Raw genomic sequence first — 22,825 nt, 5'->3', positions numbered from 1 at the left:
TTATGCTTAGCGTATGTTTTAAGCGCTTTTTGTTGGTGGGATCCCTTATATAAAATAGCCTTATAATCAAAACGGTTGCTATATTTCATTGCTAAAAACTTTTATTGATTCCAAATTCTCTTTAAATCCAATGGAACGAATACCTTATTCCCATGTATCTCCCTATGTATGATAGGATTTGAAAAGCATTGATCTAAACTTAACCCTTCTTTTTTATGCCTAGCTCTTATAAAGTCTTCGGGTAATCGCATAACACTTGCTCCTTTTATATTTTTTATAAAACAACTCTTGGTAAGAAAGCTTAGTTTTTATTCGCTCTCTGTAATATACCAAGAATGTTGCGACATAAAGCTTAGAATTGTAATTTTTACGAACGTGTGCTTCAGTTATTTTTTTTATGAGACTGGGCTTGTTTGTTTTGTTGTCTTACTTGTTGTTCATTATTTTTGCTTGTAAACTCATTTCCTTATTGATTTTGTGCTCCTTGCGTACTGCCTTGGGAAGCTTGGCTTCCATCTTGGGCTTATTGCGGTTCTTCTTGTTCGATTTGTTGAACGCGTGGTTCAACGCTGTGTAGAACGGATTGAGTTTGTAGCCTCTTGGTAAAGCTGCTTAGCTTGTTGATTGCAAATGTTTCGAAGCTAGCCTGCAAATCCTGGTAGAGCTGTCTTTACGTCATTTTTTACTGTTATAAATAACGCCGCCTTTAATTTTTACTTTATTAGAATGATGTATAAGAATATTTTTTATAACTTCCAATTTTATCCTGATTTTAAATGACCAAAAACCCACAGTTATGTAATTACATTTGATAAATGGCACCATTTTTTTGATAGAAGCCTCTTTTCCTCTGTACTACATTTTTATCTTCAATTCCTGACACCTAGGCCGCTACTGTTTGGTGATTAAGGACCTTAATTTTATTGATGTTAAGTTAAAATGTTCGTATAAAAAAGTGGAAGGAGAAGATAATATTGAAAGTAAACAACCAATAGAGAGGACGATAAAAATGAATCTAAAGTGGTTAAAGCTATTAACAGCAGTTTTTCTATCTGCCATCATGTTATTGGGGTGTAATAATGTAGAAGAGGATAAGGATCCACCACCACCTGAAGTGGATGTAGATCCTGACACAGAAGAACCCATTGAAGATTCTGAAGATGCAAATGACACAGATAATATAGATGAAAATGATGTGGACCCAGATACAGAAGAGCCAATTGAAGATCCTAAAGATGTAAATGACCCAGATAATATAGATGAAAATAAAGATGATGAAGCTGATTTAGTCCCTGATGCAGAAGAACCCATTGAAGATCCTAAAGATGTAAACGATCCAGATAATATAGATGAATAAATATTAACAGCAATAAGGCACACCGTTTGTTTTCAAACGGTGTGCCTTATTGCTCCAAATTTAACTGTTATGATAAAGCTCAATTGTTGTTTTTTTAACCAATAGTACAAAAATACATTTAAACATTTCAACTCTACTAGTTTTCCTTTATAAGCATGGAACATATCAACTATTTTTAAAACATTTTATTAATTCCCTAAGATTCAACCGTTAAATAAACGGTCTATGCCAATTAAATAGGTTATTGCAGCACTTCCTTCAGCTCAGGGTATTGCGAAAACTGGCTGGAATATTGAGGATGATAATAAGACATGTAATTATGATATTGTATAATTTTTATAACTCCCCTTTCTTAAATTGAATATATTTAGTTTTATCTTATTTTCCTAATTATCCTAGGACTAGACATTTGCCTACATACCCTAATTTGAAAAAACAAATAAAGAAATAAGTAATAGCAAAAGTTAATCATCTTTCCTTTCTTTAATAGCAACGTAAACGAAACTCCTTTTTTTATTTTCCATTTATTTCATCGTTAAAATCCCTGTGACTAAACAAGCTAATAACAAAACTATTTAGAGGTGTCTCATTAGAAAAATACCAAGGGCCTTATTGGTTACCGTTTCCATACTTATTCTTTTATCCATAGGGTTACTATTTTTAGTACAAAATACAAGAAACACAGAGAATCACGAAAATGAAACTGTAGCTGTCAAAAACAGATTTAATACCCCTATAACCAGAGTCCAAAATGTTGAAAGCGAAAAAAATGTTCTTCAAATAAACAGCATTGCCATGGATGAAACCATAAAGGGGTACTGCCGACTAAACGCAGATATAATACGCTAAGGAATTTTTTAGAAGGTAAAAGCCTGATTTTTCTACGTTAAGCAGAAAAACCAGGCTTTTTTATATCCTAAGTGGACGCAGGGCATATATCGAGTTCAAAATCTCAGGTATAAATGAATATTCTCCGAGAAAGTTTATGTGTTCCCATCCCAATGGTGATATGTGAGGAAGCAATTCCTCTTGATATTTTCCTATATTTTTAAAATGTTCAATTGCTTGTGATAAATACACGGTATTCCAAATGCTGATGGCATTAATAATTAGATTTAATGAGCTGGCACGCTGTAAATGATCTTGTAATGCTCTTTCTCTAAGTTCTCCCTGTTTTCCGAAGAAAATAGCTCGTGCCAAGGCATTCATGGATTCTCCCTTATTGGGAGGTATACTGGACTTTCTAGAAGACTGAGATCTTCCATGTCTGGTTTTTGATACTTCGATTGTAATAATATACTGATTTGCCCATTAGCTTCCAATATACCGTATTTGACTTCGCGAACAGAAAAAACCTGATTTTGTCGAAGTATTCTTAATACTTGATTTACAACCAATTTGTTCTTTTTAAGTAACTTTCAATCCATTATACCATCCCGAATAATGATGTTAGGATCGCCCAATAAGAGAGAACGTGTCGATTTATTTTTTAGAGTCAAGAACTCTATCCCCAACATGAGAAGCGTCCACAATCCGATGGCATATAAAAAGTGAAAAATCCCTACCTTATTTTCATAAATGGTATTTCCTAAAAAATCTCCAAGCACTAATACAAAAACTAAGTGAAACGGGGTTAACTGATAGATGGATGTTCTGCCTGTTATGATAATGATAAAAAATAAGGTGACAAAACCTACTATGACTTGATTGTCAGTAAACCCAAAAAAACATCACCCAAAGTTTATTCCTCCATTTTATATTTCACTCGATTTCAAAAATCCCTCATGTTTTAAAATATTTATATTACAACATGTAAGCTAAATTAAAATCAGAAAGATAAAAAATACGGGTTTTTTCAACTTATAATAATGGAGAAAGCACGCGAGCACCCTGTTCAACTATGCGCTCAGTCAGGGATCGTTGCAGCAAGTCTTCAATTTTTAATGGTACAGAATCAGTAAGATCTCGTTGGAACTGCTTTGTGAGTTCCCTCGCCACATCAGTACTGTATAAAACTTGACACACCTCATAATGCAGGCGAAAACTTCTCATATCATAGTTTGCTGAGCCTACTTCTGCAATTTCCTCATCGATAATCAACACCTTTGCATGTATCATTCCTTTATCGTACTGGTAGATTTCGACTCCAGCTTCTATAAGTTCTCCGTAATAAGTACGGCTTGCAAGGCCCACGATTTTTTGATTATTATGGCGAGGAACCAGCAATCTTACACGGACACCACGAGCCACTGCTGTCTTTAATGCCATGATAATATCCGTTTCTGGTACAAAATAGGGTGTTGTTAAATCAATAGTCTTGGTCGCCTGTGTTATACATATAAAGTAAGCTTGCCGAATGACTGGGGTAGGAATTCCAGGGTTTCCTTCCAACGTCTGGATATACGCTTTATGCAATATCCTAGTTTTTGCGGATATGTCCATTTCTTTATCATCAAGGGTGCTCAACTCTGATCCCAATTCGGCTGACCATTTGGAATGATCTACTCTGCCGATCGAATTGATTTTCGTTACCTCTGATTTTGTTTTCAAATTTGTTTTTGATTTTATCCTTTCCGGCACAGCGATTTCCCAATGAACATCAAAGACAGTCTGCAAATCGGCTGATGCTTCTCCTACGACTTGCAAATGAGTATCCCGCCAGAAGCCAACGTCAGGCTTCAATCCTGTATATTCATATCCTATGTTAATGCCACCATTAAAAGCTACCTTTCCGTCTATTATGGCCATCTTACAATGATCCCGATAATTCCAATTGGACAAAATCCAGGGAAATCGTAAAGGAAATATTGTCCTGCATTCTATCCCTGCTTCAACCATCTGCCGGATTTTTTGACGCGGGAATTTATAACTCCCCAAGCTATCTCTCATAAAACGAACCTGCACTCCATTTAATGCTTTTTCGATTAGCAGTTCTGTGATTCGATTACCAATTTGGTCATTCCGATATATGAAATATTCCAGATCAATTGTTTTTTGGGCTTTTTGCAGGGATACAAGGAGTTGTTCATATTTTGCTATTCCATTGTTAAACACTTGGACTTGGCCCATTCGAAGCCCATTCACAGTGAAATGCCGTAAAGCATTGGCAATTACCGATGCTGAAGCACCGAATGTCTCAGGTAATTTGTTAGTTTCATTTTTAGAACAGGTCAATCTTTTTCGATGAATAAACTTAGGGTTTGATATGCTAAGATATAGCCAGAAACCAATGACAGGTAAAATAAGGACGATTATTATCCAATTCAAAGCCTTGGCAGGCCGACGAACTTCCCAAATTGCTATGAATAAGATAAAGAACATATTTAACAGGTATAGATAAAAAATCCACTCCAACTGGAATCCCTCCTTCTGTTTCTCTTAACATGTACAAACTATGTAACCAGTATACGTATGGAATATGAAGGGATTGTCTGTTATATATTATGGACTACCTTTATAAGAACTTGTATAAGATATTAAGAACGAAAAAAAGAGAATTAAGGTTGGGAAAGTTCTGACATCACGAAAGGCGTAATGATCTGGGCACTGTCCTAACTAGAGACTTAGTGATTTTGAAAATTACCATCTGGTAAATTCCTAAATATAGGTATAATTTTTTATAAATTTGGAAAATGAAAGTGGTAAATGCAATAAGGAGTAAATAAGAGAAAACATTAATTTATATTGGGAGGAAATCGTCTTAAAATTAGTCGTTAACATCTTTTTTGTAAATGGTTAATGAATGATCGGTATCTCTAACAGCAGCATAAAAAATATCTTTGGTTTGAAGATATCCCTTTGCCTTTAGTTCTTCCTTTAACCACTTTTCATTTTTGTTGATAAATTTTAATTTACGCTTTTGCACTTTCCCTTCAATGACAACGGCTATGGGTAATCCGCGGTATTCCACTTTCATATGTAAATCTTTTGGAGTAATAGGAACTAATTCTTTTCTTGGAAAAATGCTAATTTCACCTGTTGCTTCCAAAATCGCATATTCAATATCGTGAATATCCGGATATCTTGATGTTCTTAAATTAGACAACAGCTCAGGTAAAGGATATTTACTTTCCTTTAAATTTCGATTAAGATAAAAAAAGAATCGCTCCAAAATCATGAGGGGTAAGTTGGGCTAGAGCTGATTTCCCTAAAATATTTACTGCTACAATAAACGCAATATAGATAAAAATAACTTTAACTAAAAAAATAGACACTTCTAACACCTCGTAAAAAAATTCACCTTAGTCCGAAATTGGACTAAGGTTTTTAAACTTATTTCAATTAAAAATGGTATCTTTTTTTCGTCATGTATGAATCTAAGCTAAATCCTTATCCTTTTAAAATAGGAGTCACTTTATCAATGGCTTCTTGTAATTTTTCACTGTTTAACCTATACATTTGTTTGGCCTCTTTTGATTCCGTTCCAAGAGCAAATAGTTCTAAGTCTGCTTGACATTTTTTCAAGGTTGAAAGAATTAAGGGTCTTTCTTGTGGGGGTGCGACTTGTAATTTATCGTCAAACAGATCAATCGTTAACTCTCCGTAAGAATTAACCTGTCCCAGAAATACATTTTCAATCGTTACCCCTAGTTTTTCTAATTCAGTTTGTAGCCAAGCCCGACTTCGTCCAATCGTGGCTAGTGGTTCATCCATTATTGTACCATCCATAATAATGGTCTGAGGCTCCTTGATTGAAGCAACCTTCAAGTTTATATCCTTTGCTGTTAAAGGTTGATTTTCTTTCTTTAGCATCACAGATAAATCACCTGTTGCCTCTAAAACAGCAAATTCTACATCAGAGACTTGAAAGACATCCTTCCTGCGAAGGAGATCTAACAGTTCATCTGTCGTATATCTTTCCTTTTTTAAATTATCTTCCATAATCTTCCCATCTTTGATAAATACAGTTGCTTTTCCTTCTATAAAATTGCGAAAACGTTTACTTTTTAATGAAATTAAACCAGCGAAAAAGGGAATAGCCGCAAAAATGATAATTCCAACAATTCCGTGAAAAATGTTCCGTTCAAGTCCCATAGCCACTTCTGCACCAATACTCCCAATAGAAATACCGGTGACATATTCAAAGAAAGATAGTTCGGAAATTTGCTTTTTCCCTAACCATTTTGTAATGAAAAATAAAACAGCAACAAATAATGCTGAGCGTACAGCTATATCTAACCATTCAGGCACTGCTTACACCCCCTGTAAATATAGTTTTTCTAGAAACCTTTGTACTGAAGTTCCTCTCCTTCTAGTTCTCCTACTCTTTTTTTTAAATCTTTTGTTACTTCGTGTACTACCATCATAGCCTCATGCAAAGTTCGCTTCGATTCATCATCAAGAGTCCGTAATGCTAAACTTGAGAGACTTGCTTCTACCCCTTTTAGACTGGCAAAACACTGTTTAACATCTGATCCTACTGTCATCCTAATTCTCCTTATCCTTTTGGCTTAAAAATTAAAGCTCCTATCATGCCGAAAACAATGGAAGCTGAAATACCAGAACTAGTTACTTCAAACATTCCTGTCAGTACACCAACTAACCCATGTTTTTCTGCTTCCTGCATCGCACCATGAACAAGCGAATTCCCAAAACTAGTAATCGGAACGGTAGCCCCTGCCCCAGCAAAATCAATCAAAGGCTCGTATAGTCCAAATCCATCTAAAAGCGCCCCAATCACTACAAGAGCACTTAAGGTATGACCTGGTGTCAATTTAAATACATCAAACATAATTTGCCCAATGATACAAATTAAACCGCCTACGACAAAAGCCCAAAAATAGATCATGTTAATTGTTCACCTCCGTATTCAATTGACACTGCATGGGCGATACAAGGAATTGTTTCATTTTGCTGAAAGGACAACGGTGAAAGCAAAGCACCTGTAGCCACAACTAACATTCGTTTAAATTCACCATTTTTCATGCGGTTTAATAAATGCCCATAAACTACCGTTGCTGAACAGCCTGCACCGCTTGCCCCTGCAAGAACGGGTTGTCCTTCCCGATAAATCATAAGGCCACAATCTTGGTATTGTTCTTCACTAATAGGAGTTCCATGCTTTTTAAATAGATCCATGGACACTTCCTGTCCGATTTGGCCAAGGTCACCGGTTACAATTAAATCGTAATAAGATGGCTCAACATTTCGTTCCTTTAAATGGGCTTCAATGGTATCAACCGCAGCTGGCGCCATAGCTCCTCCCATGTTAAATGGATCTGTCAATCCCATATCGATTACACGACCAATTGTGGCAGATGTGACATGAGGTCCTTCCCCAGAATCACTTAATAGGGCTGCACCTGCACCAGTAACCGTCCATTGTGCCGTAGGTGGCTTTTGTCCACCATACTCAGTTGGATACCGAAATTGTTTTTCAACAGCTGTATCATGACTGGAAGCTCCTGTTAACAAATATTTCGCTCCTTTTGTATTTACAATATAAGCACCTAGAGCCAGTCCTTCCATCGAGGTAGAGCAAGCACCGAATAAGCCAAAATAAGGCGCTCCAATCGTTCTGCTAGCGAAACTTGTTGGGGTGATTTGGTTGATTAAGTCCCCAGCTAGGATAAATTGAACTTGATCCTTTTGTATGCCCCCTTTTTCCATGGCTTTTTGGCAAGCCTCTTCAAAAAGGATTTTATGTGCTTTCTCATAGGAATCCTGCCCAAGCCATAAATCAGCATGAAGAGTATCGAAATCATCTGGGATAGCACCATTGGCTTCAAATGGTCCACCAACGGTTCCAGTGGAGATAATGACAGGCTTTTGTTCGAAGATCCATGTACGCTGACCTGCTAGCATTATAAACCACCCCACTGGATTAAAGTGGTTTTAATTAAGGCAATGACAAAAGCAGAAAAAACACCAAATAAAATAACCGCCCCCGCTAATTTAAACATGTTGCCACCTACGCCCAGTACAAATCCTTCGGTTCGATGCTCAATGGCAGGCGATATAACCGCATTGCCAAAACCTGTTACAGGTACAGCTGTTCCAGCCCCACCAAATTGGGCCATTCGATCATATACGCCAAAACCAGTAAGAAGCATTGTAATAAAAATTAACGTACCCACCGTCGGATTTCCGGCCGTTTGCTCAGTAAAATCGAAATAATAAATGTAAAAGTCTGAAATAAGCTGACCAATCAAACAAATAAGTCCACCGGTTAAAAAGGCCTTAATACAATTTTTAACAACCGGTCTTTTGATCTCTCGTTGTTTTTGCAATTTTTGATATTCCTGTTGCACAGGAGTAAGTTGTTTCTTTTGATTGTTAGACATAACTCGATCCTTCCTCTTTAGGTTTGTTCCTTCATAAGACTTTTCAGTTTGTTCAAATCATTTTTTAAGTTCTTCTTATTCATATCGTTTTTTTTCAGTCTTTGCTCGACCTTTTCAAGCTCCCAGAATATTTTTTTATCAGTCGAAACAAAAACTTTATAGTCGGGATATTTTTTTTCTAAGTCGGATTTTACTGACTTCTCGATACTCTTTAATCGAAATCGATCAAAATTCTCAACTTTAATCGCTGCCATAAGCTCTTTATCAGTATTCACAGCTTTTACGTCTGTAATATCTTCCTTGGCAATTATCTTTTCTTTCGCATGATTGGCAACGGATTGATCAATTGGCTTACTTGTATGTACTTGTGAAATACCCAAAGTACTATTACCTTGAATAAATTCATTTTGATTACCATTACATCCTGATGCGAAACCAATGACCATTATAATAAAAAGTAGGTTTTTCAATGTGGTTATTTTATCTTTCAAAAAAATCACCTCCATGTTTTTCCATTATTTGAACAGCTGAAAAAAGGTTGGTTAAGAGGCCAACCTTTTTTCGCCTTACTAATTACTGTTGTTTGTATTGAGGTTCTTCTTGTTCGATTTGTTGAACACGTGGTTCAATGCTGTCTACAACGGATTGGGTTTGCTTAGCTGCATCTTGGTAAAGTTGCTTAGCTTGTTGATTATCTGTACCAAGAGCAAATGTTTCAAAACTTGCTTGAGCACTTTTCAATCCTGCTAGAGCTGTTTTAACGTCATTTATTACTGTCATGATAATTTCCTCCTTGAATTTTTTTTTACTCTTTTATTTTGCTTTATGGAGAATTTTTTATTCAATGATTTTTGGGAAATTTAAATCTAAATTATTTTTGACGTATAGCTCCATTTTTTCGATAATAACCCCTTTTCCATATCCCCATCATTTCTTCTATTTCTCGTTGACAGCAATAGCTCTTATAACTTTTCATTTTTTCTTTTCTCAACTTCAATTTCTTTTACACCCCTACCTTTATAAAATAAGATGATTGTATTTCCTGAAAGGACTAATATTTTTCCCATTTTTCGGATATTATCCCAAAGTTTTAAGAGTTTCTCCCTCTTAATCATCCTATTTATGGGTATTTAACATTGAAAATGTAATAACAAAGATAAACGCATGCATTTGTCGCCGTATTAAGGTTTGTCTAATACATAAAAAGGAACTGTTTTGTTATTAAACATCAAATTTTTCATACATTTTAGAAGGTGAAAAAATGAAAACAAAACAAAAAAGGAAATCCTTTCTACGTTTAACGTTAAAACCAAAAAAGGACATTGAAGAAATAAAACTTGGGATTAAACTGGGAGACAAAAGGAAACCAAAAATCCGAGATTGGGCGAAAGAGATGTATAGCTATATTTGATGGGGATTAATACAGAATTACAGGTAGGTGACATTGTCAAATTAAAAGTTGGAGATGTGAAAGGGAAAAATTCTTTTATATTCTGGAAGGCAAGACAACAAAAAACAGAAAGTAAATATTAGTATGCTATCTAATAGAATTGATAAAAAAAATTGGATACATAATTGTTTCAAACTAAAAAGAATCAATATCTCTACATAAGAATACAGGGAAAAATTGTTTATAATACTCATTAGAAGGTATGATAAAGAAGGAATTGGCAAACTTTGCACCAAAGATTCACTGTAAGCCAGTTTCTTTTTTGGATAGGTTTTTAAAATCGTGTTTTAATCAAATATTAAATTATGGCTCTTATCACAAAAGGCAAAGGGATATCATCAAATTAAAGATATATTTTACGCTTCTGTTAGAGATACCGACCATTCACTAAACATTAACACATTTGATATTAGCGACTAATCTTAAAACGATTTCCCCTCCCTATATTAATCCTTTTCTAGACTTGATCGGCAAATAGAGAGATGTAACCTGAAAGTCGAGGCGGCTGCACTTGATTCGGGGTACCTTACAAATCCTATTTGTAAAGGCTTATCTGAGAATTCATAAAGGTTATCATCAAACAAAACCTAGTTGATTAACTCCCCTCTATCTATTTCAACTGAATTGGTGTCCATTTTTATGATCAAAAATAAAGTCCTCTATAAAGAGCGATAGTGCTTCTACAATTCTCAAACCTTTTTAAATAGCCGTTTAATAAGCAGTCAATCTCGTATGTTAGTTGTTACCTTATAAATCTACACAGCTAACTCGTTTCCTTTGCGTATCCAATGAACTCTTTAATATTGTCAAACCGGGGGTCATCCCGTTTTACGACAATAAGTTCGGAATCTTCATGGTAACTGATATTAAATTAAAAACTGTCCAAATTTTCTTTTCTATTGGCAGTAGGATTTATTAACCAGTAAAGATATTTGGAGAGACCATATAACCAAGCGTATATCCATCGGGTTCGCTGTTTGCTAATTCACCCCTACCAATCCAACCTTCACCTTTTTGACACAATACACCCAAGAGAATTAAAAATGAAGGCAAAAAAACCACCCACGATGTTGTGAGGGGTCTCATTGTGTTTATATGTGTTTATAAAGTTTGTTGATGTCAATGAAAAAACGTGTTAAGAATCGAAAAAGAAAGCTTGTATGTACCTGTGAAATACTCAAATCGTTATTATTTTCACCCAACTGATTCTGGCTTTCGTTACATCCTGATCCTATTCCGATAACCGTTAATACTAAAAGACCGATCTTTAATTGTTTTATTTTATATATCATGAATAATCACCTCTGTGTTTCATCCATTATTGAGAGAGTAAAAAGGTTGGTTTACTCGACCAACCTTTTTTTGTCTTTTAATTATTGTTGTTTGTATTGAGGTTCTTCTTGTTCGATTTGTTTAACGCGAGGTTCAAGGCTTTTTAGAACGGATTGGGTTTGTTTAGCAGCATCTTGGTAAAGCTGCTTAGCTTGTTCATTTTCCGTACCAAGAGCAAATGTTTCAAAGCTAGCCTGCCCACTTTTCAATCCCGCTACAGCTGTCTTAACATCATTTATTACTGTCATTGAATAACGACTCCTTTAATGTTTTTAATAACCTTTGTTAGAATGATGAAAAATGGTTTTCTTTATAGTTCAAATGTAATCCATATTTTTTACCTAAAAATAATATTATGAAGTAAGGTTTGAAAACTAAATTAATATCCTTTTTCTCTTAATAAATAAAATATCCGTTTAATCTAAACGGTTGCTATATTTGATTCCAAATTCTCTTTAAATCTAATATACTTTATCCCCACGTATCTCCCTATGTATAATGGGATGTGAAAAGCATTGATCTAAACTTAACCCTTCTTCTTTTTTATGCCTAGCTCTTTTGAAGTCTTCGGGTAATCGCATAACAATTGCTCCTTTTTATTTTTTAAAAAAATTTTAGTAAGGGAGCGAGTCTTAACTCCCCTCTAATCTATCTAAGGATGTTTTTATTGGTAACAAATGAATCAACACATAAAAATTTTTGGCGACATAAAGCTTCAGAATTGTACAAACGTGTGATTCAGTTATTTATTTTTTAAGACTGGGCATGTTGGTTTTTTTGTCTTACTTGTTGTGCATTATTTTGGCTTGCGAACTCAGTACCGTATTGACCTTGTGACACTTGCGTACTGCCTTGGGAAGCTTGGTTTCCGTCATGAGCATATTGTGGTTCTTCTTGTCCGATTTGTTGAACGCGTGGTTCAACGCTTTGTAAAACAGATTGGGTTTGTTTAGCAGCATCTTGGTAAAGCTGCTTCGCTTGTTCATTATCTGTACTAAGAGCAAATGTTTCAAAGCTAGCTTGAGCGCTTTTTAATCCGGCTAAAGCTGTTTTAACGTCATTTATGACTGTCATGAATAACACCTCCTATTATTTTTTTTGAAACCTTTCTTAGAATGTTTGAAGATAGAAATATTTATTCATACAAAGTTTTTAAAATTCGAATTATATTTTTATTATTTTCGGAAAAAATACTCTTGGCAAAAAAAATCAAGGAAGAGAGAATAGGGTAAATTTGACGGTTGTACTTTTGTAAAAGCTGATTAAAGTACAATTGTTTTACAATTCGAGGGGGATTTTCCTTTTCGAGAAGCAAGACTGGTATGCTTATTTAGAAATGGAGTATTGATGCAGTTTGTATTTTTCATAAAATTAAAAAAGTGGTAGACGGAGTATGTATAAGGACTATCCTGAAACGATTTATATGGAACAAAACCACGAGCAAGGTGTAAGCAATTTAATAAAAATATAAATCAGTATTTTTCCAATCCTATTATACATAAGGAAATTAATGGTGATAAAATATATGTTGCCTTGGACCTAGACAGAATCTGGAATAGGATAAATTAATATTTAGTTTAGCCACAATACTCCCCACCTGCGTAAAGGTGGGGAGTATTTAATGCTATCTAAAGGTGGGGGGGTCTTTAAAACTAATCTAAAATACCTGCATATTTTTGACCGCTGTGTGGCAATCTACCCAAGTGATTACAACATTGTTAACAAGGAGGAAACATCATGCAACAAATGCAGACGGGTATGAATAATCAACAAGCACAAGCTTTAATGACACAACCGCCTGAAATAATGTCAACAAAGGATCATCTCTATGTAAACGATATGTTAAGCTGGAATTTACTTACGATGAAGAAAATGCATTTTTTCGCTCAACAATGTCAAAATCCCGAAGTAAGAGCAGCACTTGAACAAGCTGGACAAATGCATGATCGACACTATCAACAGCTGCTTCAACAGATGCAACAGTATGTAACTCAACCTTCACAAAATATGAATCAATAAGGAGGAAACTATAGTGGAAAATAATACTCCAAACAGGATTAAAAATCCTGAAACACCAGTCCCTAAGACGCCGCAAATGAACGATAGAGATTTTCTAAACGATGCCTTAACTACGGAAAAATATATATCTTCCTCATACTCGACTGCATTAAAAGAAGCTAGCCATGAATCGTTGTATAGTACAATAGCGTCTGTTTCCCAAGAAACAGACGACTGTCACCGCAATCTATATAACTTAATGTTTAAAAACGGATGGTACGGTTTGGAAAAAGAAACTCCACAAACTATTCAACAATCGGTTCAGCAATTTTCTAACTACATGCAAAGTCAAGATCCATATAGAGGTAATGTAATACAATAAAAGAACACGTGTTCAAGAATAATAAACTCAAGGTAAAACAACAATAGTTATGCGAGACAAAAGGTTGGTTAGTTGTTAACCAACCTAGAAAATAATTTAGAATTTACAACAATCGAAAGGGCGGCGGTAAGATGAATCTTAAGTGGATGAAACTTTTATCAACGGTTTTTCTTTCAATTTTCTTGTTATTAGGGTGTAATAATGGAGATGACGATAATAATCCACCACCGGAGGATGTAACTCCAGGGACAGAGGAACCAATTGAAGATCCTATCGACGCAACAGATTCAGATACTATTGATCAACATAATGTCACCCCTGATACAGAAGAACCAATTGAAGATCCAATCGACGCAACAGATCCAGATACTATTGATGAACATAATGTCACCCCTGATACAGAAGAATCAATTGAAGATCCTGAAGACGCAACAGATCCAGATACTATTGATGAATAAGCTTATACACCGTTTGTTCTCAAACGGTGTTCTTTATGTATCAAGATTCAAGGATGTTAATAAGAAATTTAATACTTATATTGCAACATTTTCTAATAATAAACTTATAGAGGTGTCTCATGACAAAATTACGAAAGTCCTTATTGGTTACTGTTTCCGTACTTATTCTTCTATCCATAGGGTTATTATTCATAGTACCAAATACAAGAAACAAAGAGAATCCCGAAAATAAAACAGTTGCTGTCGAAAACAAATTTAATCCCACTATAACCAATGTCCAAAATGTTGAAAACGAAAAAAATGTTCTTCAAATAAACAGCCTTTCCATGGGTCAAACCATCAAGAATCAATTAAAAAATGATCCTTCCGTTTTTCTAATTAAACACAATGAAAAAACTGAGAGTCATTATATTAAGAAAGAAGTAAACGTTACATTCAAGACTCTTCCCTCAACAAAGGAAATAAAAAGGATAACACAGGAGATAAATGGCACTATCATTAAAAAGCTAAATTCTACGATTGTTTTTCGTTCTAATACGCTTTCGACCAAGGAACTTATTGAATATTTTAACAGACAGGCTATGGTTGAATTTGCTGAACCCAATTATCTTTATCTGCAAAATCAAATTGGACTTCCTAATGATTTGCTATATAGAGAACAATACCAATGGAACTTATCGGCAATTCAAGCAGAAGCAGGCTGGGATATCACCAAAGGGGATGAACATATCATTATTGCTGTTATAGACACTGGCGTTGATCTGGACCATCCTGATTTGAGAAGACGAATTACAAATGGTTATAATGTACTGTTGAATAATAATTTCCCTGATGATGACAACGGGCATGGCACCCATGTAGCAGGAATCATTGCATCGGAAACAAACAACCATGAAGGTGTTGCAGGCATCACTTGGTATAACAAAATAATGCCTATAAAAGCAATGGGTGCCGAAGGGCATGGGACGACTTTTGATATAGCAAAAGGGATTTTTTGGGCAGTGGATCATGGAGCCGATGTCATTAATATGAGTTTAGGCAATTATCAGCATTCTTCCCTTTTAAAAGGGGCAATCGATTATGCATACAGTAAAAATGTTGTCTTGATTGCTGCAGCAGGAAATGAAAATACTATGCAGCCGAGCTATCCAGCTGCTTTTTCTAAGGTTCTAAGTGTCGCCGCCGTAAGTTACACCGGACAACGTGCCCCTTTCTCAAATTATGGAGATTATATCGATGTTGCAGCTCCCGGAGTTCAAATTCCGAGCACCTATTTTAACCAGCAGTATGCAGCTTTATCAGGTACTTCTATGGCTTCGCCTCATGTGGCAGGACTTGCTGGCCTCTTGCTTTCAGTAAACCCTAATTTAACGAACCAAGAAGTAATAGACATTATTAAGAATTCTACTTATGATTTAGGAATCCCTGGAACTGATCACGAATTTGGTAGTGGCTTAATTAATGTAAAGAATGGATTGGAAGATGCCCAAAGCAAAAGGCAATAATCCCTTTTTGAAACCGTTGCTTTTCGTTGTTATAAAACTTCTACATGATGTACATTGTTTGTACATGATAATGGAAAAACTAAGGAGGGAATTTTAGTTGGAGTGGATTTTTTATCTATACCTGTTAAATACGTTCTTTATGTTATTCATAGCAATTTGGGAAGTTCGTCGGCCAGCCAAAGCTTTGAATTGGATAGTAATCGTCATTGTTTTGCCTGTCATTGGTTTCTTACTATATCTTAGCATATCAAATCCCAAGCTTATTCATCGTAAAAGATTGACCTCTTCTCATAATGAGTCTGATATGTTACCTGATACATATAGTGATTCAGCATCGATCATCGCCGATGCTTTAAGGTATTTTACTGTAGGCGGGCTTCGAGTCGGCAAAGTCCAAGTACTAAACAATGGAATAGCAAAATATGAACAACTTATCGAATCCCTACAAAAAGCCCAAAAAACCATTGATCTGGAATATTTCATCTTTCGGAACGACCAAATTGGTAATCGCATCACAGAACTGCTGGTCGAAAAAGCAGTATATGGAGTGCGGGTTCGTTTTATTAGAGATGGTTGGGGGAGTAAAAAATTTCCGCGTCAAAAAATTCTTCAGATGGTGGAAGCAGGGATAGAATGTCGGACAATATTTCCTTTAAGTTTTCCCTTGATTTTGTCCAATTGGAATTATCGGGATCATTGTAAGATTGTGACGATTGACAGAAAGGAATCCTTTACTGGCGGTATGAACGTTGGGTATGAATATACAGGATTAAAGCCAGACGTAGGATTACGGAGGGACACTCATTTGCAAATTATAGGGGAAGCAACAGGCGACTTGCAGACTATCTTCGACGTTCATTGGAATATCGCTGTACCAGAACGGATAAAGTCAAAAACAAAATCTGAGGCAACGAAAAAGGCCACTAAAATCCCAAAATATAAATCAAAGGAAATCAATCCAACCGGCAGCATAGATCTTTCAAGATGGTCTGCCGAATTAGGATCTGAGTTATGGCCTATAGAAGGTAAAACAGACAATACCCAAACAAAGACAGGAGAATTGCAAAAAGCGTACATCCATACGTTGGAAGGAAACCCTGGAATTCCTACCCCAGTTATTCGTCAAGCTTACTTTATATGTATAACACAGGCGACCAAAACTATTGATATAACAACACCCTACTTTGTACCAGAAACAGATATTATCATGGCATTAAAGACAGCTGTGGCTCGTGGTGTGCACGTAAGATTGCTGGTTCCTCGCCACATTGATCAAAAAAGCGTGCGCTATGCAAGTCGTACCTATTACGGGGAACTTATAGAAGCTGGGGTCCAAATGTACCAGTACAATAAAGGAATGTTACATGCGAAACTGATGATCATTGATGAGGAAATTGCAGAAGTAGGCGCAGCAAACTATGATATGAGAAGTTTTCGCCTGAATTATGAGGTGTGTCAAGTCGTGTACAGTGCTGATGTGGAAAGGGAACTCACAGAGCAGTTCGAGAGGGATCTTACTGATTCTGTACCATTAAGAATTGAAGACTTGTTGCAACGATCCCTGACCGAGCGCATTGTTGAACAAGGTGCTCGTCTGCTTTCTCCATTATTATAAGTTGATGTATCCTGTTTTTATTGTTCTATCTTAAATCTAGATTTAACTTTGTTTTTAATATATTTCTGACTTATTTGAAAAAAAGTCGAAAACCCGTATATTATAAGAACTTCCAACATGGGTTTTTTCTTATTTACGATGGAAATTCATTACTAAAAAACGGTAATACTAAAAAGGCAGCTCAAAGAGTTTGAATTCAAAAATATCTGTTACCTTTTCATTTAAATATAGAGGTGATATCAATAGATAATATATTTGAAAATCTTAAGGAAATACGTTTATTAGAAGATAAGCTCTATCATTTAGAATTAAATGGTTGGCTAAAAAATGAGTTTTTAACTTGGGAATGGTGGATACTAGTCGTTTTTTTAGTTGTGCCTTGGGTTATATGGGCTAAACTTGTTAAAAGAGACATTATTTTAGAAATTTTGTTATTTGGTACCATAATTATCTTGACACCAACCTTATTAGATGTAGTTGGTGCACAATACAGTTTTTGGGATTACCCCATTGCATTCCTACCTTTTATTCCCAGGGCCTTTCCTTTTGATTTTTCAATGGTACCTGTAGCTTACATGTTGTTATATCAATATTTTAGAACATGGAAATCTTTTATTTTAGCCCAGATCATTATGGCACTAACATATGCCTATATAGGTGAACCCTTTTGCGAGTGGGTCAAACTTGTTAATTATTTAGAGTGGAGATATAGATATTCATTCATATATTACATCATTGTTGGAATTGTAACTCGAGCTTTAATACTAAAACTAGCCTCTTTATCTAAACCTCAAGATCTTACAACTAAGTAAAATTTAAATTGGAGGAAAAAACTTTGGAAGAAGTTAATATTGGTTTACTGACGATCAAAGTCATCGTTGGTTTTGCAACTTTATTTTTTATCATTATCATAACAGGCAGAACATCCATCTATCAGTTAACCCCGTTTCACTTAGTTTTTGTGTTAGTACTTGGAGATTTTTTAGGAAATACCATTTATGAAGATAAGGTAGGGATTTTTCATTTTTTATATGCCATCGGATTGTGGACGTTTCTTATGTTGGGAATAGAGTTTATGACTCTAAAAAATAAATCGACACGTTCTCTCTTATTAGGCAATCCTAACATCATCATTCGAGATGGTGTTATGGACAGAAAGTTACTTACAAAGAACAAATTGGATGTAAATCAAGTATTGAGTATACTCCGTCAAAATAATGTCTTTTCAGTTCGCGAAGTCAAATACGGTATATTGGAAGCTAATGGGCAAATAAGTTTATTATTAAAATCCAAGTATCAAAAACCAGACAAGCAAGATCTCAATCTTCCAGAAAGTCCAGTAGACCTCCCAACATCATTAATTATAGATGGGGAAATTTTATGGGATAATTTACATAAACTCGGATTTGATCAACAGTGGTTAGATAACCAATTAACTACCAATGGATATGATAATTTAAAGCGTATACTTTACGCAGATTGGCGAGAGAGTGAAGGCATACATGTAAGTCCTAAATAAAATTTGTTAGGATAAGAGCACATCAATTTTCTTGGTGAATATAAACTTTAGTCTTCAACAATCAGGCGCTTTAATGAAGTAACTAAAGCCTAATTTTTCACTTATAACACCGAGGTTTTTATATTTTGGTTTCCTTAACGTTGTAAATCCGCATTTTCCTGACGCTACCCCTGTAATAAAAAAGCAAGGTTCCAACAAAAGAACCTTGCCTTTTTTCCTGTATTTAAATGATAAAGTCCATATCCTCTTGATAAAAAACTCTACGTTTTTCAGAATAATAACCAGGGTTTATTTTTTTAATGCCTCTCCATACGGTTCAATAACGTACATAGGAGATACCTTAATTTCTGACTTAACTATACAATCCATAGAGTTTATAAATTTCTTTATGGTTTGCGGTATAGGTAAGTTGGCAGCGGCCTCAATAGTTTTCTCAATCACTTGAGAGTTATAGATATCTGACCAGTAAATATCTATTAATTCTTTTACAACTTTTTCTGTGTTAGAAGGTAATTGGTTAGCACTATTTTTTAACATACTTTTTCCCCCTAAAGATTACTACTTGGAGAATTTACGATATTCTTCCTCCATGATCGGATCATCAAGTACATAGCCATTAAATATGATTTTTAATGCATCATCACTTGAATGCTTCCTATTGCATATCATATCTTTATACACTAATTTTAGCAGTGCATCCTTTGCTACGAGCATCTTCATTGTTCTTCTTTGAATACTATTTCATTATGGGAATACACATTCTTTCCTCCTATAAAAAAGGTTGTTCTTTAGGTCAAGACTGTTAGTTTATTGTCTCTAAACGAGCTTCAAAATTTTCCCCTGAGGCGTGATTACCTTAACGCTGACTTCACGTCGTGTGCGAATTTTTGTAATCGTGGTCACACTGCCATTATCGTGCACTTTCTTTTCCTCACTCGGAATTTTTTTCACAAGCTCTAGTCCCTGTACAAGGTGATAATTATCTCCCTCTCCAATTTCTCCATTAACGGCTCCAGAAGCTAGTAAGAGAGCCAGTTGGCCAACATTTAAGGGTAGAATAGGGTTACCGCCAATATCTAGCTGGCGTGGTTTAGAACGGTTTTTAAAGGCCTGAAACCCTTTACTTTTTCGAATCCCTTCAACAAAATCTGATTTATTTGCTAACTTGGTATAGAATGTCCTTAATTTTTCTACTCCCCAAGGAACACTCCACTTTTTATTGGCAGCAACGAAGCAGTCTACCGGTGTAACATTTTCCATCACAAATTCATCAGATTCCATTTGAATAAGGAAGTCAAACAGCTTTTGATTAAATTCCTTATGCTTACCTGTCTTTTTATTACCGATAAATATACACTGACGGAAATCATCATAATCATCATCCGAAAATCTCATCATGCCTACATTATAAAAATGTGTGGCCAAAAACCTAGCGATCCGCTTATCGGAATAACGATAAGAAGGAATCACATACATTATGAGACCTTGTTCCTTAAGATATTTGGTGTTTCTGTAAAGCTCAGTCCACTCTTTTCTGTCAGCTGATTCATCATCTATCCCTTTCATTATAGCGATAGGTAAGGGCAGTCCTCGACTAAACTGACGTTTATCGTTAGGACTCCCTTTTCCCCCGCTTCACACCGTACGTGCGACTTTCATCGCATACGGCGTTCCATCACAACAGTATGTTATTTACTAGACAACTTTTCTCTAAAATCTTTTATTTTCTTCCATTGTTTTGTTCCTAGGTTTGAGTATTCTACTCCATCGTGTATCCGTTCATGGCAAATTGGATGTACAGTAGCCAAGTGTTCGACTTTATTAACCGAGTATATTGGTAAATAAGGTCTTACATGGTGAGTGTGAACATCGGCAGGACTTGTGATATCGTTCCCGCAAATTCTACATTTGCCCTTATCACGGTTAAATGCATAAGCCCGGTTTAGATAAAATTCAAAGTTGTACTTCGTATCTTTGAACTTCCAGGAGATCAGTTCAGACTGATTGATACTGAGAATGTCGTCTGCCCTAGCAAGTGGTGACTTCTTTTTACTTCTCTTACGATAGAGTTCACGTCCTTGTTCGGAATATGGAGTTTCCAGCTGATTTTTCAGCGGTGGCATTGTCCATTTTGCGAACATCGGAGAAGTGACTCCTATTTGAAGTCCCCTGTATTCAATTGCCGGGATTTGAGTTTTGTACTGTGAATGAACAGATAGTAAATTATCAGTTTTATCAGCTGGTACCCACTTATAATCCATACGCAAGTTAATAAAGGTTCTCTGTGCTAGTTGTAAGATTCCTTTTCCGGTTTTGTGCATTGAGAGATAAACCGTATTAGCTGGCTGGTAGTATTGAATCAATCCCCTAATCTTGAGGTTAATAAGATTGATTCCATGAATAACATCCTCTTTGCGCGGAAGTTTTCTTAGCCTTCTAATGTCTTTCCGAATTGTTTCAAACTTACCTAACAGTTTTTCGTTGTCTACTGAAGTTCTTGAAATCCATCCTGTAGGTGAGGAACCCCTGATTACTTTAAAGTTGAAACCCACAAATTTAATGGATTTTTTCCTAACATTCGTAATTGAGGTCTTTTCTTCTGACAGGCTGAGTTTCAGGTTTGTCTGAAGGTATGATTTAATTCTTTTTCTCCATTTTTCAGCGTTGCTCTTTGTGTCGGTGATCAAAATCCAGTCGTCTGCATATCGGACTAGATAAGCAGGTTTTAGTCTGCTCGATTTCCTGAGAGCTTTGTACATGTTGTTATTTGCTGAGTATCTGTGTTGCGTTTTCTTCTGTTCCCATTCCCTTGTAACCCATTCGTCAAATTTATGAAGGTAAACATTTGCTAGCAGTGGGGATATGATTCCTCCTTGTGGAGTGCCAATATCATTATGGATTGTTTCTTCCATTATTCCTGCTTTAAGCATTTGTTTAATTATCATAAGAATTCTTCTGTCTCGTATTCCCATATTCCATAGCTTTCTAAGAAGAATGGAATGATTTACGTTATCAAAGAATTTACTAATGTCACCTTCGATAATCCATGAGTATTGAGTTTTGTGAACCAAATCCTTTGTTCTTTCAAGTGCCATGTGAGTGTCCCTTTGTGGGCGGAACCCATATGAGTGAGCAAAGAATTGTGCTTCTAGGATAGGCTCGATAACAGAGCGAACGCATTCTTGGATGATTCTGTCCTTAATGGTCGGAATACCAAGGGGGCGTTTCTCTTTCTTACCGGGCTTTGGGATAAAGACTCTTCTGATACTTTCAGCCTTGTAGTTATTGAAGGTATTTTGTACTTCTTTAATAACTTTGTCGGCTGGTTTTTGGAGAAAATCATCCTTCATTGTTTTGCCATCCGAACCAGGAGTATTACTACCCTTGTTGGCTTTAATCTTATGAATGGCGCTGAGTATAACAACTTCACTGCCGATAATTTCTAGCAATCCTTTAAAGGAGGGTTTATTTCCATTTGCTATTGCATCTTTTGAAATTGAGTAGAACTCGTCTTGAAGCTTACGGAATTCTCTTTCAGATTTAGGATAGTTGAATTTTTGGACCACTGGCATCACCCCTTTCGGAGATATTGCCTTTTAATGGCTTTAGTCAGGTTTGCACAACGGCTTCCTCAACATTTGTCTGTAAATACATACAAATCATTGTGACTATGCCCCTTCACTCCACAGACATTACTCTGCTTCATCATTACTACGGGCTGCTGCCTCTCAACTTCATCAATCATTTCCTATTGATTAGGTGCATTGAAGTTTACCCTTCTTACCATCACCTGTTGAGATTCCCATGTTCATTGTTTATTAGCTTTTCATATCGCCTTAGCTGTCTCTCTATGATCCGTCAACCACTTCTTCATCCTCTGTTGGTGGATTTGAAGCGTGTATCCTTATTGGAGACACATCGATAAA

General features: G+C 35.7%; 25 protein-coding genes and 4 pseudogenes. 9 read left to right on the top strand and 20 right to left on the bottom strand.

Annotation, left to right across the window (positions count from 1 at the left end; translation table 11 throughout):
- Nucleotides 1-523: 523 nt before the first annotated feature.
- Nucleotides 524-692: pseudogene (locus tag MKY20_RS25350) on the bottom strand (DUF1657 domain-containing protein).
- Nucleotides 693-898: 206 nt separating this feature from the next.
- On the opposite strand from MKY20_RS25350, the gene MKY20_RS25345 reads away from it, so the two are divergent.
- Nucleotides 899-1,357: a hypothetical protein gene (locus tag MKY20_RS25345; RefSeq protein ID WP_341003690.1), complete on the top strand. Its 459-nt coding sequence runs from the start codon at nucleotides 899-901 to the stop codon at nucleotides 1,355-1,357.
- A gap of 909 nt (nucleotides 1,358-2,266) precedes the next feature.
- On the opposite strand, the pseudogene MKY20_RS25340 reads toward MKY20_RS25345, so the two are convergent.
- The 12 genes and pseudogenes from MKY20_RS25340 to MKY20_RS25285 all read right to left on the bottom strand — a co-directional run.
- Nucleotides 2,267-2,581: pseudogene (locus MKY20_RS25340) on the bottom strand (Tn3 family transposase); the annotation flags it as partial.
- Nucleotides 2,563-2,754 carry a YetF domain-containing protein gene (locus MKY20_RS25335; protein ID WP_341003687.1) on the bottom strand — a complete coding sequence of 64 codons (192 nt, stop codon included), beginning with the start codon at nucleotides 2,752-2,754 and terminating at the stop codon, nucleotides 2,563-2,565. The gene MKY20_RS25335 and the pseudogene MKY20_RS25340, both read right to left, overlap by 19 nt.
- Before the next feature lie 21 nt (nucleotides 2,755-2,775).
- The gene (locus MKY20_RS25330; RefSeq protein ID WP_341004157.1) at nucleotides 2,776-3,003 is read right to left on the bottom strand and encodes a hypothetical protein; all 228 of its coding nucleotides are present in this window, start codon (nucleotides 3,001-3,003) and stop codon (nucleotides 2,776-2,778) included.
- A gap of 214 nt (nucleotides 3,004-3,217) precedes the next feature.
- The gene (locus MKY20_RS25325; RefSeq protein ID WP_341003686.1) at nucleotides 3,218-4,711 is read right to left on the bottom strand and encodes a phospholipase D-like domain-containing protein; all 1,494 of its coding nucleotides are present in this window, start codon (nucleotides 4,709-4,711) and stop codon (nucleotides 3,218-3,220) included.
- Between the two features lie 352 nt (nucleotides 4,712-5,063).
- Nucleotides 5,064-5,571 (bottom strand): annotated as a pseudogene (locus MKY20_RS25320) (DUF421 domain-containing protein).
- Nucleotides 5,572-5,686: 115 nt separating this feature from the next.
- Nucleotides 5,687-6,547: a DUF421 domain-containing protein gene (locus tag MKY20_RS25315; protein WP_009336482.1), complete on the bottom strand. Its 861-nt coding sequence runs from the start codon at nucleotides 6,545-6,547 to the stop codon at nucleotides 5,687-5,689.
- Nucleotides 6,548-6,576: 29 nt separating this feature from the next.
- The gene (locus MKY20_RS25310) at nucleotides 6,577-6,783 is read right to left on the bottom strand and encodes a DUF1657 domain-containing protein (protein ID WP_009336483.1); all 207 of its coding nucleotides are present in this window, start codon (nucleotides 6,781-6,783) and stop codon (nucleotides 6,577-6,579) included.
- A gap of 11 nt (nucleotides 6,784-6,794) precedes the next feature.
- Nucleotides 6,795-7,145, bottom strand: a complete 351-nt coding sequence (spoVAE, locus tag MKY20_RS25305; RefSeq protein WP_009336484.1) for a stage V sporulation protein AE — start codon at nucleotides 7,143-7,145, stop codon at nucleotides 6,795-6,797.
- A complete protein-coding gene (gene spoVAD, locus MKY20_RS25300) occupies nucleotides 7,142-8,161 on the bottom strand; it encodes a stage V sporulation protein AD (RefSeq protein WP_009336485.1) in 1,020 nt (339 codons plus the stop codon). Before spoVAD ends, spoVAE begins: the two co-directional genes overlap by 4 nt.
- A complete protein-coding gene (gene spoVAC / locus MKY20_RS25295; protein WP_009336486.1) occupies nucleotides 8,161-8,640 on the bottom strand; it encodes a stage V sporulation protein AC in 480 nt (159 codons plus the stop codon). The genes spoVAD and spoVAC overlap by 1 nt, the downstream gene beginning before the upstream one ends.
- Before the next feature lie 17 nt (nucleotides 8,641-8,657).
- Nucleotides 8,658-9,131 (bottom strand): YhcN/YlaJ family sporulation lipoprotein, encoded by a 474-nt coding sequence (locus MKY20_RS25290; protein ID WP_341003680.1) that lies wholly within the window; start codon nucleotides 9,129-9,131, stop codon nucleotides 8,658-8,660.
- An 82-nt stretch (nucleotides 9,132-9,213) separates the two neighbouring features.
- The gene (locus MKY20_RS25285; RefSeq protein WP_009336488.1) at nucleotides 9,214-9,420 is read right to left on the bottom strand and encodes a DUF1657 domain-containing protein; all 207 of its coding nucleotides are present in this window, start codon (nucleotides 9,418-9,420) and stop codon (nucleotides 9,214-9,216) included.
- 481 nt (nucleotides 9,421-9,901) lie between these two features.
- On the opposite strand from MKY20_RS25285, the gene MKY20_RS25280 reads away from it, so the two are divergent.
- On the top strand, nucleotides 9,902-10,051 hold the full coding sequence (locus MKY20_RS25280; protein WP_341004182.1) for a hypothetical protein: 150 nt from the start codon (nucleotides 9,902-9,904) through the stop codon (nucleotides 10,049-10,051).
- Between the two features lie 629 nt (nucleotides 10,052-10,680).
- Here MKY20_RS25280 and MKY20_RS25270 read toward each other — a convergent pair.
- The 3 genes and pseudogenes from MKY20_RS25270 to MKY20_RS25260 form a co-directional block, all read right to left on the bottom strand.
- Nucleotides 10,681-10,842, bottom strand: a pseudogene (locus MKY20_RS25270) (tyrosine-type recombinase/integrase); the annotation flags it as partial.
- A 621-nt stretch (nucleotides 10,843-11,463) separates the two neighbouring features.
- Entirely contained in the window at nucleotides 11,464-11,670 is a 207-nt protein-coding gene (locus tag MKY20_RS25265) for a DUF1657 domain-containing protein (RefSeq protein WP_341003676.1), read from the bottom strand.
- A gap of 505 nt (nucleotides 11,671-12,175) precedes the next feature.
- The gene (locus MKY20_RS25260; RefSeq protein ID WP_009336490.1) at nucleotides 12,176-12,496 is read right to left on the bottom strand and encodes a DUF1657 domain-containing protein; all 321 of its coding nucleotides are present in this window, start codon (nucleotides 12,494-12,496) and stop codon (nucleotides 12,176-12,178) included.
- A gap of 663 nt (nucleotides 12,497-13,159) precedes the next feature.
- Between MKY20_RS25260 and MKY20_RS25255 the strand changes: the two genes are divergently transcribed.
- The 7 genes from MKY20_RS25255 (at nucleotide 13,160) to MKY20_RS25225 (ending at nucleotide 18,899) form a co-directional block, all read left to right on the top strand.
- A complete protein-coding gene (locus tag MKY20_RS25255; RefSeq protein WP_445293105.1) occupies nucleotides 13,160-13,441 on the top strand; it encodes a hypothetical protein in 282 nt (93 codons plus the stop codon).
- Between the two features lie 13 nt (nucleotides 13,442-13,454).
- Nucleotides 13,455-13,802, top strand: a complete 348-nt coding sequence (locus MKY20_RS25250; RefSeq protein ID WP_341003672.1) for a spore coat protein — start codon at nucleotides 13,455-13,457, stop codon at nucleotides 13,800-13,802.
- 131 nt (nucleotides 13,803-13,933) lie between these two features.
- A complete protein-coding gene (locus tag MKY20_RS25245; protein WP_009336493.1) occupies nucleotides 13,934-14,260 on the top strand; it encodes a hypothetical protein in 327 nt (108 codons plus the stop codon).
- Between the two features lie 119 nt (nucleotides 14,261-14,379).
- Nucleotides 14,380-15,765, top strand: a complete 1,386-nt coding sequence (locus tag MKY20_RS25240; RefSeq protein WP_197198573.1) for a S8 family peptidase — start codon at nucleotides 14,380-14,382, stop codon at nucleotides 15,763-15,765.
- Between the two features lie 97 nt (nucleotides 15,766-15,862).
- Nucleotides 15,863-17,380, top strand: coding sequence for a phospholipase D-like domain-containing protein (locus MKY20_RS25235; protein ID WP_341003670.1), 1,518 nt, complete (start codon nucleotides 15,863-15,865; stop codon nucleotides 17,378-17,380).
- 233 nt (nucleotides 17,381-17,613) lie between these two features.
- Complete coding sequence (locus MKY20_RS25230) at nucleotides 17,614-18,192, top strand: CBO0543 family protein (protein WP_341003667.1); 579 nt, start codon at nucleotides 17,614-17,616, stop codon at nucleotides 18,190-18,192.
- 23 nt (nucleotides 18,193-18,215) lie between these two features.
- Nucleotides 18,216-18,899 (top strand): DUF421 domain-containing protein, encoded by a 684-nt coding sequence (locus tag MKY20_RS25225; protein ID WP_009336499.1) that lies wholly within the window; start codon nucleotides 18,216-18,218, stop codon nucleotides 18,897-18,899.
- Nucleotides 18,900-19,187: 288 nt separating this feature from the next.
- Here MKY20_RS25225 and MKY20_RS25220 read toward each other — a convergent pair whose 3' ends face one another.
- From MKY20_RS25220 to ltrA, 4 genes are all read right to left on the bottom strand, one after another.
- A complete protein-coding gene (locus tag MKY20_RS25220) occupies nucleotides 19,188-19,436 on the bottom strand; it encodes a hypothetical protein (RefSeq protein WP_341003665.1) in 249 nt (82 codons plus the stop codon).
- A 21-nt stretch (nucleotides 19,437-19,457) separates the two neighbouring features.
- Nucleotides 19,458-19,613, bottom strand: coding sequence for a hypothetical protein (locus MKY20_RS25215; protein WP_157380305.1), 156 nt, complete (start codon nucleotides 19,611-19,613; stop codon nucleotides 19,458-19,460).
- Nucleotides 19,614-19,715: 102 nt separating this feature from the next.
- Nucleotides 19,716-20,465, bottom strand: a complete 750-nt coding sequence (locus MKY20_RS25210; RefSeq protein ID WP_341003663.1) for a DUF6094 domain-containing protein — start codon at nucleotides 20,463-20,465, stop codon at nucleotides 19,716-19,718.
- A 122-nt stretch (nucleotides 20,466-20,587) separates the two neighbouring features.
- Nucleotides 20,588-22,471, bottom strand: a complete 1,884-nt coding sequence (ltrA, locus tag MKY20_RS25205) for a group II intron reverse transcriptase/maturase (protein WP_445293104.1) — start codon at nucleotides 22,469-22,471, stop codon at nucleotides 20,588-20,590.
- Nucleotides 22,472-22,825 lie beyond the last annotated feature (354 nt).

It is taken from the genome of Cytobacillus sp. FSL W8-0315, assembly GCF_038002905.1.
Lineage (GTDB): Bacteria > Bacillota > Bacilli > Bacillales > Cytobacillaceae > Cytobacillus > Cytobacillus pseudoceanisediminis.
Note: the sequence above shows the minus strand (reverse complement) of the source record. Positions and strands in the feature narration are given on the sequence as shown.